This window comes from Clostridium sp. CTA-5 (assembly GCF_054768135.1).
On sequence record NZ_BAAAAT010000005.1, the window covers coordinates 118,316 to 132,626 of the forward strand.

Annotated in this window: 11 protein-coding genes; 5 read left to right on the top strand and 6 right to left on the bottom strand. The window is 27.1% G+C overall.

The features are described 5' to 3' along the window. Window positions 1-11 precede the first annotated feature (11 nt). Together ilvA and ACYUET_RS11215 are read right to left on the bottom strand one after the other, a co-directional pair. On the bottom strand, window positions 12-1,232 hold the full coding sequence (gene ilvA / locus ACYUET_RS11210) for a threonine ammonia-lyase (protein WP_460279654.1): 1,221 nt from the start codon (window positions 1,230-1,232) through the stop codon (window positions 12-14). Between the two features lie 409 nt (window positions 1,233-1,641). Next, window positions 1,642-2,340: a hypothetical protein gene (locus ACYUET_RS11215; protein WP_460279655.1), complete on the bottom strand. Its 699-nt coding sequence runs from the start codon at window positions 2,338-2,340 to the stop codon at window positions 1,642-1,644. Between the two features lie 161 nt (window positions 2,341-2,501). Here ACYUET_RS11215 and ACYUET_RS11220 point away from each other — a divergent pair, with 161 nt between their 5' ends. Continuing rightward, entirely contained in the window at window positions 2,502-3,962 is a 1,461-nt protein-coding gene (locus tag ACYUET_RS11220) for a hypothetical protein (RefSeq protein ID WP_460279656.1), read from the top strand. A 38-nt stretch (window positions 3,963-4,000) separates the two neighbouring features. On the opposite strand, the gene ACYUET_RS11225 is transcribed toward ACYUET_RS11220, so the two are convergent. Both ACYUET_RS11225 and ACYUET_RS11230 read right to left on the bottom strand, forming a co-directional pair. Beyond that, complete coding sequence (locus tag ACYUET_RS11225; protein WP_460279658.1) at window positions 4,001-5,278, bottom strand: N-acetylmuramoyl-L-alanine amidase family protein; 1,278 nt, start codon at window positions 5,276-5,278, stop codon at window positions 4,001-4,003. 409 nt (window positions 5,279-5,687) lie between these two features. Then, window positions 5,688-7,244 carry an ABC-F family ATP-binding cassette domain-containing protein gene (locus tag ACYUET_RS11230; protein WP_460279659.1) on the bottom strand — a complete coding sequence of 519 codons (1,557 nt, stop codon included), beginning with the start codon at window positions 7,242-7,244 and terminating at the stop codon, window positions 5,688-5,690. Window positions 7,245-8,160: 916 nt separating this feature from the next. Between ACYUET_RS11230 and ACYUET_RS11235 the strand changes: the two genes are divergently transcribed. Further along, window positions 8,161-8,577: a GNAT family N-acetyltransferase gene (locus tag ACYUET_RS11235; protein WP_460280052.1), complete on the top strand. Its 417-nt coding sequence runs from the start codon at window positions 8,161-8,163 to the stop codon at window positions 8,575-8,577. Window positions 8,578-8,723: 146 nt separating this feature from the next. Here ACYUET_RS11235 and ACYUET_RS11240 read toward each other — a convergent pair whose 3' ends face one another. Further along, window positions 8,724-9,173 (bottom strand): threonine/serine exporter family protein, encoded by a 450-nt coding sequence (locus ACYUET_RS11240; RefSeq protein ID WP_460279660.1) that lies wholly within the window; start codon window positions 9,171-9,173, stop codon window positions 8,724-8,726. A 4-nt stretch (window positions 9,174-9,177) separates the two neighbouring features. After that, entirely contained in the window at window positions 9,178-9,942 is a 765-nt protein-coding gene (locus ACYUET_RS11245) for a threonine/serine exporter family protein (protein ID WP_460279662.1), read from the bottom strand. Window positions 9,943-10,274: 332 nt separating this feature from the next. On the opposite strand from ACYUET_RS11245, the gene glyA reads away from it, so the two are divergent. From glyA to ACYUET_RS11260, 3 genes are all read left to right on the top strand, one after another. Then, window positions 10,275-11,510 (top strand): serine hydroxymethyltransferase, encoded by a 1,236-nt coding sequence (gene glyA, locus ACYUET_RS11250; protein ID WP_460279664.1) that lies wholly within the window; start codon window positions 10,275-10,277, stop codon window positions 11,508-11,510. A gap of 719 nt (window positions 11,511-12,229) precedes the next feature. Continuing rightward, a complete protein-coding gene (locus tag ACYUET_RS11255; RefSeq protein WP_460279666.1) occupies window positions 12,230-13,399 on the top strand; it encodes an ABC transporter substrate-binding protein in 1,170 nt (389 codons plus the stop codon). 15 nt (window positions 13,400-13,414) lie between these two features. Next, window positions 13,415-14,308 carry a branched-chain amino acid ABC transporter permease gene (locus ACYUET_RS11260; protein ID WP_460279668.1) on the top strand — a complete coding sequence of 298 codons (894 nt, stop codon included), beginning with the start codon at window positions 13,415-13,417 and terminating at the stop codon, window positions 14,306-14,308. The last annotated feature ends 3 nt before the right edge of the window (window positions 14,309-14,311 follow it).

The following is a 14,311-nucleotide window of genomic DNA, read 5'->3' on the forward strand; positions in this document are numbered from 1 at the left end:
TAACCCATATTCTATTGATAAATAACTTTAGGCCTCAATTCTTTAGGATTATATCCACTATTTTTTAAAGATTCTATAATGGCTTCTTTATGTTCATGTCCAAAGGTTTCCATAGTTATTTGAAGTTCTACAGCACTATTTCTATTAATATTAACAAATTGATTATGATCAAGTTTTATTATATTTCCTTTAGATTCTGCAATTACTTTAGAAACATTTGTTAATTCCCCAGGTTTATCTGGAAGCAAAACAGATAAAGTACATATACGTTCTCTTTCAATTAAGCCATGTTGAACTAATGATGCAAATGTAATTACATCCATATTACCACCACTAATAATAGAAACTATTTTTTTTCCTTTAAAGTTTAAATGTTTAAGTGCGGCAACTGTTAATAATCCTGAATTTTCTGCAAGCATTTTATGATTTTCTAACATATCTAAAAATGCAACAATTAATTCTTTATCTTCAATAGTAATAATATCATCAATATTTTTTTGAATATATGGAAAAATTTTTGTTCCTGGAGTTTTAACAGCAGTACCATCTGCGATAGTATCTACAGATGGAAGTGTAACAACATGTCCAGATTTTAAAGATTCTTGCATACAATTAGCACCAGCAGGTTCTACACCTATTACTTTTATATTTGGATTAAGAAGTTTAACTAAAGTAGAAACACCAGCTGCAAGTCCACCCCCTCCAATTGGAACTAATATAACATCAACTGTTGGAAGTTCTTTTAATATTTCCATTGCAATAGAGGCTTGACCAGTTGCTATATCTAAATCATCAAAAGGATGTATGAAAGTGTATTCTTTTTCTTTTGCAAGCTCTAATGCATAATTGCAGGCTTCATCATAAACATCCCCATGCAAAATTACTTTTGCACCATATGATTTAGTACGATTTACTTTTATAAGAGGAGTTGTTTTAGGCATAACTATTATTGCTTTTGCTTTATATAATTGTGCTGCATATGCAACGCCTTGTGCATGATTGCCAGCAGAAGCTGTAATTAATCCTTTGCTTCTTTCTTCATCCCCAAGAGTACTAATTTTATAATAAGCCCCTCTAATCTTATAAGCCCCTGTTTTTTGAAGATTCTCAGTTTTTAAGTAAACTTTATTGTTGCTTAAATCTGAATAATAATCACTATAGACTAATTTTGTTTTTAAAATTACTTTTTGTACAGCATCGTATGCTTGTTCAAATTTTTCTAATGTCATCATTTTTATATGCCCCCTTTTTAAAATATATAGAATATACCTTTAAAATTTATTAGTTTTATAATATCACCATTAAAAATTATGTCAAGTAATAAAAAATATATAAGTATTTTTATTATAATGATATTCTATTCTTATTTTAATACATTATTCTATTTATTATAAACAGAATGTATAGTAAGTTTAAGTTAATATATAAATAATAATTTAAATTAAAAAATAAAAACCATAATAGTTAACTATTATGGTTTTTATTACAACTGTTTATTTTATAGTTCCAAAATAAACTTTTGATGATTTATTTACAATTAGATTTGTTTTTTTAATAAGCTTTTGTTTATTAATTTCAAAGTGTTTTATATAAAGTATATAAATGAAACTTTAATTTTAGATTTTATCTGTTTAAAGAGATTTATTTTACTTTATCACTAGCACATGGTGGTGCTGGTAGAAGGTTAAGAGTTGCTTCAAATTTTACATAAGTTTCATTTTTACATTTGTGTAACCAGCAATTACAAAGAGGACCACCCTTAGCGTCACAGTGAACTAACTCAGCAGCAGGGCCCATAATTGATGCACTACAAGCTTTTATTGTAGCTACAATTCCTGGAATTGCATTTTCAGCTTCTCTTCTAGTAGGATAACATGCAACATATTTATCTACACATATACAGCATTGGCAACATACATCACTAAATGCTCCAGTAGGGCAAGTAGGTTTATTCTTATAAGTTCCTGAAAGGACTTTTCTAGCACTAAATGCAAATGGAATACAACCAACTATCTTTACAAAGTATGCTGTACATTCTGAACAACCATCACATATAGGAACTTGTATTTCTTCTACAATGGCATTTAAACAATTAGGATCGTAGATAAATGTTAAATTTTTAGGATCTGCAAGAGCAGTTTCATTTACTTTGAAAGTTTTTACAACTGTTGTACAACAAAGTTTTACATAAGGATTAATTTTTGGACAATAACGATTTCCTGAACCTTTTTGACCACATCCTAAACAACTTTCTTTAGTTTCAGTCTCTTCTTGATTAGTAGCAGCAATTTCTTTATCTAAAGTTTCCATTTCTGTCATTATTTCTTGTATATCTTTCATATTAACGTATCTCCTTTGTAAAAAAAATAATTATATATTAGTATTTTATGAGCAATTTTTAATATTGCTACTATTTTAATTGGATTTTAAATTATCAATATTAGTCACTTAATCATATTTTATATAAAGAAATATTATTAGAAAGGAATAAAGTAATGCTAATGAATAACGAAAATTTTTATATTATAAAACAAAATAATGGCATGATATGGAATTTTCTATTTAAAGAGGATAAAGGACTAATATATAAATTTTTAAAAGATAATAGTTGGTCTGAATATTATGTAATTAATGATAAAGTTTCAAAGAACTTTTCAGTGATGTTGTTTTCAGATGATAGCATAAACGTTTTATATCAAGATTTAACAGGAACTATAATACTAAGTAAGTATGATGGAATAGGTTGGAGAAATAAAGAAATATTAAAAAATGAAAAAAGTAAAGATTTTAGTATAAAATTTAAGGCTGTTGGTAGTAAAGATAGGATTCATATAATTTTTAGTGTTTTAAACAGAAAAGATAATACTACAACACTTTTTCATGAAAGTCTTGATGAAAGAAATAATTTATCTAATCCTAAAATAATAGATACAATTAAATATAATTATAAATCTCCATTTAATTTTTATTCACCAGATAATAAAAATTTATTTCTTATGTATCAGAGATTTGGAGATAGGCATGAGATAGGATATAAACTTTTTGATAATAATATTGAAAGATGGTCTGATTTTAATTTAATAGATGTAAGCATTAATCCTTTTAATAACTATTCTGCAATAATGTTTAAAAAGAGTGTACATGCATTATATGTAAAAAAAGAAGAGAATATAGATAATTTAATTTATATACATGGTAATAATTTTAATTTTAAAAATAATAAATTATTTAAAGGCGAAAATATAGAATCATGTTTAATTTTTATAATGTATGGTGAGATATGGTGTTTTTGGGTAATGAACAATCAACTTCATAGTAGTTTTTCTATAAATAATGGAAATAATTTTAGTAATCCACCTTATGAACAATCAATAGGTTCTTCATGTCTTTATAAAGCAGCATATATATCAAATGATTCTAGAGATAGGAGAGGTTTATTAGTTAATGAAGTATATGTTACTGATGATGATAGCTTACAATATTTAATTTGTACTGAGTTATCTCCAAGTGTTAAAAATAATAAAAAGAACAATGAGTATTTATTGTGTATGGAATATTATATGACCCAAATATTTTTAAATATTTTACTATATGAAAAAGCATTTAAAAAAAATGAGCAATCAATTGCTGAATTAAAATATAATTTAGAAGAACAAAAAATGCAAACTCAGTTTTATGAAAGAAAATTTAAAACTATAAATAAAGCTTATACTAAATTTATAAATTTAAAGGGTGAATTAAACGAAAATGCAAATTTACTTCAAGGAAATTTAATTGATAGAGAAGAAAAAATCAAATTACTAGAGAGAATGAATAAAGAAAAAGAAAAAGAAATACTTATTTTAAAAGAAAAATTTTTAAAATCACAAGATAGAATTTTAATTCTTACAAATGAAGTTAGAAATTTAAAGGCTAAACTTACAAGAATATATGATAAGACTAGTAAAAGGAATAATAGATAAATTAAAAGGGTAGATTAAAAGATCTACCCTTAATTTCTTTATTGTACTTTTGATCCATCAGCTTTAGCTGAGTTATATGTGTTAATAGCTGAGTTTAATGCAGTAACAGCATCAATTACGTCTTGTGTAGTTGCTGCTGAAGTTTTAGCATTTGTTGCTGCAGTAATAGCTACATCTAATGCATCGTTAACTTGTTGAGTTACCCATTTAGAAGTTGTAGCCGCATCAGTTCCATCAGCACTTATTACTACATCAACTTTAGCAGCTGCTGCAGTTGTTAAAGCATTATCTATTGCAGTTTTATCTAATACTGGAACATATTTTGTAATTGTTCCTATTGTAATTGTTCCATTAGCTGCTATTGTTACGTCTATTGTTGCTTGATTGCTTAAATTATCTGTTACTGTAATTTTTGAAGTTCCTTGACTTACTGATGTAATTGCTATTTTACCATCTGTTATTGTTACAGCTGCTCCAGTAGTACTAGTTGCAGTTGTTCCTACTAATCCTAAAGTTTCTTCATTATTTAATATTGAATTATTTGTTGTAGCTTTAAATGTTATAGTTGTTCCTTCATTAGTAAACTTATTATCACCACAATCTGGTTTATCTCCTATAATTGCACCACTTTCATCAGTAGTGTAATTCTTGCCATTAAGTTCAATATTTCCAGTATTCATTGCACCACTATCTGCAAGTATATATGTTTTACCATCTACTTCAACTACGCCAGTTAGCATTGCACCAGATGAATTTGCAAAATACCATTTACCATCTTTATCTTTTATCCAACCAGTCTTCATAGCACCACTATCTGCAAGGTTATACCATTTACCATCAGAATCTTTTAACCAACCGGTTCTCATAGCACCACCATTGTCTAGGTTGTACCATTTACCATCAGAATCTTTCACCCAACCAGTTCTCATAGCTCCGCTATCATCTAGGTTATACCATTTCCCGTCAGAATCTTTTAACCAACCAGTTCTCATAGCACCATTATTATCTAGGTTGTACCATTTGCCATCAGCACCTTTCATCCAACCAGTTTTCATAGCACCACTATCATCTAGGTTGTACCACTTACCATCAGAATCTTTTAACCAACCAGTTTTCATAATACCACTATTATTAAAATAATACCAAGTTCCTTGAATATATTTCCAGCCTGTTGAAGCAGTTCCATTTTCTAACCAAGTCCAATTATTTTGAGAATCTTGTTTCCATGCAGCATTTGCTCCTGTTGGAAATGCAGTTAATATTGTTGCTCCTATTATAGCAATAGATATTATTTTCTTTAATTTTTGTGATCTCATTAATAACTCTCCTCTTTTGTTAAAATTTATTATATAAAAATTAAATTAAAAATATTTATTTATTATAATTATTTAGTTTAAATATAAAATTTCTATATAGTTTACTAGTAAGTCTCCCCCGTATTTACTTTGTAATCAAATAATATAATATTCTAAATTTGAAGACAATATTTGATTTATGGAAATGGGTTTGATTTATGGTTTTTATGTAAAATTTAAGTCTATTAAAAAAATCAAAAAACAATAAAGTTCTTATTTAAGTAATGAAATAATTTAAGTAAGATACATATTTGGAATTTTATTATTTATTATATAGTTAGTACTTATATTTATTAGATTTTTATAAAAAAGGAGACTAAATAATTATTTTATTTAGTCTCCTTTAATATACCAATTATATTTATCTTATTTAAACAATCTTAGTTGTCCAATCTTCACAATTCCAAGTTTCAGTAATTATGTCTCTATAAAATTCAGGTTCATGTGATACTAGAAGTATTGATCCTTTATATTCTTTTAAGGCTCTTTTAAGTTCTTCTTTTGCATCGACATCTAAGTGATTAGTAGGTTCGTCTAGGATTAATATGTTTGTTTCATTATTTATGATTTTACAAAGTCTAACCTTAGCAGCTTCTCCACCTGATAAAACTCTTATTTGAGATTCTAACTGTTTTGTTGTAAGCCCACATTTAGCAAGTGCTGCTCTTATTTGATATTGAGTAAATCCAGGGAATTCTTGCCAAACCTCATCTATACATGTATTTTTATTATCAGTTCTATCTTCTTGCTCAAAATATCCTATGTATTGATAATCACCTAAATTAGCTTCACCACTTAATGGTTTAATTAGTCCAAGTAAGCTCTTTAAAAGAGTTGATTTACCAAGTCCATTAGCACCAACTAAAGCAATTTTTTGTCCTCTTTCCATATATAAATTTAAAGGTTTGGTAAGAGGGGAGTCATACCCTATAACTAAATCTTTAGTTTCAAAAATAACTTTACCTGAAGCCCTGGCAGATTTAAAATTAAATTCTGGCTTTGGTTTTTCTTTTGATAATTCAATTATATCCATTTTATCTAATTTCTTTTGTCTAGATTTAGCCATATTAGCAGTAGCAACATTAGCTTTATTTCTAGCAACAAAATCTTCTAATCTAGCAATTTCTTTTTGCTGTTTTTCATATGCAGCTTCTAATTTCTTCTTATTTTCTTCATATATTCTTTGGAATTCATTATAATCTCCAACATATCTAGTTAATTTTCTGTCTTCTACATGATATATTAAATTAACTACTGAATTTAAAAATGGAATATCATGTGAAATTAAGATAAACGCATTTTCATATGATTGAAGATATCTCTTAAGCCATTCTATATGTTCTTCATCAAGATAGTTAGTAGGCTCATCTAAAAGTAATATATCAGGAGTTTCTAATAATAATTTACCTAGAAGAATTTTAGTTCTTTGTCCTCCGGATAAGTCATCTACATCTCTATCAAGGCCTAAATCTAAAAGTCCAAGACCTTTAGCAACCTCTTCAACTTTTGGATCTATAACGTAAAATCCATTATGATCAAGCATATCTTGGATTACAGCAGTTCTTTCAAGCATTTTATTTAGTTCATCTTCACTGCAATCGCCCATTTTTTCATATAATGAATTCATTTCTGATTCTAATTCAAAAAGATATTTAAAGGCATCTCTTAGGGCATCTCTTATAGTTTGACCTTTAGTTAAGGCTGCATGTTGGTCCATATATCCAACTCTAACATTATTTGACCAACTTACTTTTCCTTCATCTGGTTGAAGTTTTCCAGTTACTATATTCATAAATGTTGATTTACCTTCGCCATTAGCTCCGATAAGTCCAACATGTTCTCCTTTTAATAATCTAAATGAAACTTCTTCAAATATGGCTCTATCACCAAATCCATGATTCATATCTTTAACAATAAGTACGCTCATTTATTTTTGTTACCCAAAACTTATAAAAGCATATAAAAACTTAGATGTATAAAGTTTATTTCTACTTCTATAATGTTACTTGTTTTTTAGTAACTTTCTCCTTTCTTAATTTATTAAGTATTTTAGTGATACTTTACGCTGTAACATGCGTTTTGTTTTTTATTTTTAATAATGAAAATATTATTTTTATATGGTTTATCCATACAATTTACTATTAATAAACATATAAGTTTTAAATTTTATTGTAACTTATATATTAACTAATTTTATAATACTATAAACTAAATAATCTTTAATTAGTTTAAGTGATATAAACCCTTTATGTCAAAGTAATTTTTATGAAAATATAAGAATTTATTTAGTAGTTATCAGAGATTTTATATAAATAAAAGTAATGTTTTATAAATATTATACGGGGGAATAAATCTTTGCGAGAATATTACAAATTCAACAAAGTAGTAAATAGATGTTATTATAAATTACAAATAAACAAAAGAATGAATTACATACTATTATTACTTGGATTTATATTATAAGGTTGAAGCTAAGATAACTTTTGTACATATATAAAGAAATTTTAAGTACATTTGTATGTTTTAAGAATATTCCATATATAAAAAAGCGTAATTCTATACTTATTAATAAGTACGAGTGTCAATTATATTAATGACATAACTAATATATAATATCATTAAAGGAGTTAAATTTTAACTTAACTCAAAAATGGAGGAATATAGTTATGGAAAATATAAAATTAAGAAAGGCAAAAAAAGAAGATAGTAAAACAATTGCAAGCCTAATATATTATACGGAAACAGTGCCTGAAGATGTTTGAGGAGGAGCTACAGAAAAAGAATGTATTGAGAATCTTGAAACTTTAATATTAACAAAGAAATCAAGATATAGCTTAGAATATATTACGGTAGCAGAAAGATTTGGAGAAATATTAGGTGCTATAGTACTTATACCATCTAATAAATTGGAAGTATTAAGTATGAATACAGATTTAAAATTAATTAATAAATTCCAGGGATTAAAAAATAAATGTTCTTTTATATTAGATTGTATAAAACTTATAATATGTAAGGAATGTGAAGAAGGGGAATTATATTTAGCTAATGTTGCTACATCTACAAAAGTCAGAGGACTTGGTGTAGGGAAGATATTAATGGATTATGCTGAAGAAACAGCAAAAAAAAATAAGTACTATGGAATTTCATTATTAGCAAAAGATGAAGATGTTAGTAGTTTTTATAAAAAGTTAAATTATAAAACTATTTTAGATAAAGTTATTTTAGGGGAAAGATTTATAAAAATGGCAAAGGCTATTTAGTTTATATAAATATTTTAGGCTATGTTTTAAAATATCAACATTCACTTAAAACATAGCGATATTTTAAATTATATTTTAATATAGTTGAATAATGGACTATCTTGAATTCATAAATACGTTTTTAAGATAGTCCATTTTTGATATAGTTATTTACATGAAATTTGTTTTTTTATTTTTCTAAAGTTTGTTATTTGCCTAGTTATTGTTGAAACAGATATTACTCCTAATGCTAATGTTCCAGCGCTCGCTAATGTATGAAGACCTAATTCAAGAGATTGCATAATATCTCCAGTTACAGTTTCATACATTGTATAGTACATTCCAGCACCAGGAACTAAAGGAATTAAAGCACATACTACTAATGTTGTAACAGGTGTTTTTAATATTCTGGCACAAATTTCTGAATAAGTGCTAAAGCTTACTGAAGCTATAAACAACGAGAGAATATTGCTAACATTAAACTTTATTAAAAATGAATAAACAAACCAGCTTAATCCTCCACCAATAGCAGCAAAAATAAGGTTACGTCCTTTTATATTAAAAATTATTCCGAAACCAAATGAAGCTACAAGGGCAAATAAAGTTTCATAAATCATGGATTTATATTCCTCCTAATTTATTTATAAATATACTTAAAACTGCACCAGAACCAACAGCGATAGAAACAGCAACTAAAAATGCTTCTGAAATTTTAGTTATACCTGCAAGAAAATCTCCAGCTATAGTATCTCTAATTGCATTAGTTATTGTTAAACCAGGGACTAGAAGCATTAAGGAACCAATAATTGTTTTATCAAGATTATTACCAAGATTAAATTTTATAAATAATACGGTTAATAATGCACATACTGCACCACACAAACAATTTATAAAAAATTCATTTAAGTTTAAGTTTTCAAATTTAATAGAGATTGTTTTTATTATGAGTCCAATTAATGTTGCTGCAAAAAAATCCTTATAGTTACCACCAAAAAGTATAGCAAATGATCCAGCTGACAATGCAGACCAAATTAGAGTATAGAAGTTAGAATATCTATCTCCTTTAGAGATTTTAATAAGTTCTTTATTAAAATTATCAAGAGTAATTTTGTCAGTTTGAGTTCTTCTTGAAAGACTATTGATCTTATCAATTTTATTTAAATCAACCCCTCTAGAAGTCACCCTTTTAACTAAAGTTAATACTTGATTTTTATAAGTTATTGAAACCATAACACCTGTAGGAGTTACAAAACTATCAGCTTCATCAACTCCAAAGGAAGTGCATATTCTGCAAATAGTTTCCTCAACTCTATAAGTTTCAGCACCACTTTCAATCATTATTTTGCCTGCAAAAGTAGAAATTTGTAGCAATTTATTTAAATCCATAATTTTATTCCTCTCATATGAACTATGTAATAAATATTAATTATTTAATGATTTTTATACAATTTTTGTAATAAGGAAACTGTCTAAAAGTAAGCTATAATCATACAGAGAACAACTTAATGAAAGTATTATAACACAAAGTTTTTTTAAATTCTTTAGTAAATTACAAAAAGTTAAATCTTATGGATAAGTTATATTTTATTATATGTAACTTTAATTGTTATTATAAAAAATGGTTGATAAATTTAGTTAGAAAACTTATAATTATATAATATATTATTAAAAAAACGTAAATTTGTTTAATAATGTATAATAAATTTTGGGGTGATAAAATGAATTTTGAAAACATACAAAGACAAGATAATGAAATTTATGGACTAATTGAAAAAGAATTAGTAAGACAACAAAAAGGAATTGAATTAATAGCATCAGAAAATATCGTAAGTGAAGCAGTTATGGAAGCAATGGGTTCATATTTAACTAATAAATATGCAGAAGGATATCCAAGTAAAAGATATTATGGTGGATGTTATGTAGTAGATGAAGTTGAAAATATAGCTCGTGATAGAGTAAAAGAATTATTTGGAGCAGAACATGCAAATGTTCAACCACATTCAGGTTCACAAGCTAATATGGCAGTATACTTTACAGTTTTACAACCAGGTGATACTGTACTTGGTATGGATTTAAGTCATGGTGGTCATTTAACTCATGGTTCACCAGTTAATTTTTCAGGTAAGTTATTTAACTTCGTATCATATGGAGTAGATAAAGAAACTGAAGTTATTAATTATGATACAGTAAGAGAACTTGCTATTAAGCATAAACCAAAGTTAATAGTTGCAGGTGCAAGTGCATATTCAAGAGTGATAGATTTCGAAAAATTTAGAGAAATATGTGATGAAGTTGGAGCATATTTCATGGTAGATATGGCTCATATAGCTGGACTTGTTGCAGCAGGAGTACATCCATCACCAGTACCATATGCAGATTTTGTAACATCTACAACACATAAGACCTTAAGAGGTCCAAGAGGTGGATTGATTCTTTGCAAAGAAAAATATGCTAAGGATTTAGACAAGAACATATTCCCAGGAATGCAAGGTGGACCATTAATGCATATTATAGCTGCAAAAGCTGTATGTTTTAAAGAAGCATTAGATCCAAGTTTTAAAGAATATATTAAAAATGTGGTAGAAAATTGTAAAGAACTAGGCGAACAACTTTCTAAAAGAGGATTTAAATTAGTATCAGATGGTACTGATAACCATTTAATTCTTGTAGATTTAAACAATAAAGACATCACTGGAAAAGATGCTGAAAAATTATTAGATGAAGTTGGAATTACTCTTAATAAAAATACAGTGCCAAATGAAACAAGAAGTCCTTTTGTAACTTCAGGAGTTAGAATAGGTACTGCAGCTATAACAACAAGAGGTTTCCAAAAAGAAGATATGGAAGAAATTGCTGCAATAATCAATGATACTATTGAAAATAGAGATGAAGGTTTATCACCATTTAAAGCTAGAGTAGAAGCTTTATGTGATAAATATCCATTATACAAATAATAAAATAATTTTAATTATAAGAGATAGTTTTAAGTAATTCTTTACTTAAAACTATCTCTTTTTTGTGAAAATAATATGGCCATATATAATGTTTGAAAGTATTATAGTAGCTAATATAATATATAAGTTCCAATAAAGTTTGTTCATTGAATTGGATAAAGAACTTAGAGAAAGAGAACATAAATATTTAAAGATATGCAGATGATAATACTATATATGTTGAAAGCAAAAGAGTGGTTTTTGTTATGTATAAATCTATAATAAATATGAAAACAATTAAAACTTAAAATAAATAAGAAATATATATAATTAGTAAAATTTATTAGTTTAACTTAAACATATAAAATAATTAAAATTTAATAAATTTATATTAAAAAAAATATAAGAAAAATATTTTAGCTGTAATCCAGGTAAATACACATGTGTTTTAAACAAGGATAGTTTTGAATACGTTTTACATATTGTGTCATGTATTGACACAATAAGTCATATAATATAATATATTTATAACTTTAAGATTATCAATAATTATTGCTGTTTTTTAATAAATTACTAATTATTCGAGAAAATTATTAAAAACAATAAATTATTTCCAATAGATACTTTTAAGACATATTAAAAATATTAGGATATAGATTAGTGCAATATTTTGTAAAATCTATATTTTAATTAAATGTTTCAAAGTATTTACATTTAAACTAATATAGGAGGATATTTTTATGAAAAGAAAAATTTCTTTGATTTTGGTTCTAGCTTTGTCAACTTCAATGATTTTGGCAGGTTGTACTTCTAAATCGGATTTAAAAACAAATGTAGATAGTGATGTAGTTAAAATTGGAGTATTTGAACCTATGACAGGTGCTAATGCGGCAGGTGGGGAACTTGAAGTGGAAGGAATAAAACTTGCTAATGAACTTTATCCAATAGTTCTTGGTAAAAAGGTAGAATTAGTTTTTGCAGATAATAAGTCTGATAAAATTGAAGCGGCTAATGCAGCATCTAATCTTATAGAACAAGAACATGTCAATGCGATTATAGGAAGCTGGGGAAGTGGTAATTCTATGGCAGCAGGAGATATTGTCATGGAAGCTAAAGTTCCAGCAGTAGGTGCTTCTTGTACAAATCCTTTAGTAACAGCAGGAAATGATTATTATTTTAGAGTATGTTTTATAGATCCTTTTCAAGGTACTGTTATGGCAAAATATGCAGCAGGAAAATTGCAAGCTAAAAAAGCAGCCATAATTCAAGAAGTTTCTAGTGATTACTCAGTTGGTATATGTAAATTTTTTACTGATTCATTCAAACAGCTTACAGGTGATGATAATTCAATTGTAGCTAAAGTAAATTATAATTCTGGAGATCAAGATTTTACAGCTCAACTTACAAATATAAAAAGTAAAAATCCAGATGTAATATTCGCTCCGGGTAATTTTACAGAAGGAGCATTAATAGTAAAACAAGCAAGAGAATTAGGAATAACAACTCCTATAATAGGTGGAGATACTTGGGAAACACCAGAATTTGTGGATATAGGAAAAGAAGCAGTAGAAGGATGTGTATTTTCAACATTTTTTGCAAGTGAAACCCCTATAACTGATGAATCAAAAGTTTTTCTTGATGCTTATAGAGAAAAGTATGGTAAGGAACCATCAGCAGTTGCAGCTTTATCTTATGACGCTTATTTATTAATATTAGATTCAATAAAAAGAGCTAATTCAATAGATTCTGTAAAAATAAGAGATGAGATAGCAAAAACAAAGAATTTTCCAGGTGCAGCAGGAGTAATTACAATAGATGAAAATAATAATGCGATAAAAGATGCAGTTTTAAAAGTAATAGAAGATGGTAAGTTTACTTATCTAGATACTATAAAAGCGGAAGAAAAATAATTAGGAGGTGACTATATGACATTAAGTACATTTATGCAACATTTAACAAATGGAGTTTCATTAGGAAGTTTATATGCACTTATAGCTATAGGTTATACAATGGTATATGGAATATTAAAACTTATAAATTTTGCCCATGGAGATATATTTATGATGGCTGCTTACTTCGCATTTTTTGGAGTAGCTACATTTAATTTACCTTGGTATTTTGCTTTTTTAATAGCAATAATTACGGCTGGAGCACTAGGCATGGTAATAGAATTTACAGCTTATAGACCACTTAGAAGTGCACCAAAGATATCTATCTTAATTTCTGCTATTGGTGTTTCATTCTTACTTGAAAATTTAGCAGTTGTGTTATTTGGGGGAAAACCTAAAGCATTTCCAACACCAGAAATTTTAACAGATGTAGTTGTTATTGGTGGAGTTTCTATACAAAAACTTACATTTATAATACCTTTGGTAACAATAATATTATTATATGCTTTATTACATTTAGTTAATAATACAAATGTTGGTATGGCAATGAGAGCAGTATCTAAAGATGTTGAAACAGCAAGGCTTATGGGAATCAATGTAAATAGAATAATTTCATTTACTTTTGCTATAGGTTCAATGCTAGCAGCAGTAGGTGCTATTATGTGGTCTGTTAAATATCCACAAATAGTTGCTCTTATGGGAGTGATTCCTGGGCTAAAGTGTTTTATAGCTGCAGTTATAGGTGGAATAGGAGATATAAAAGGAGCTGTTATTGGAGGTTTTATTCTTGGGATAGGTGAAATTATGATAATTGCTTTTCTTCCAGGATTAACTGGATATAGAGATGCTTTTGCATTTATACTTTTAATAATAATATTGTTATTTAAACCTACAGGAATAATGGGAAAAAATTTAACAGAGAAGGTGTAACAT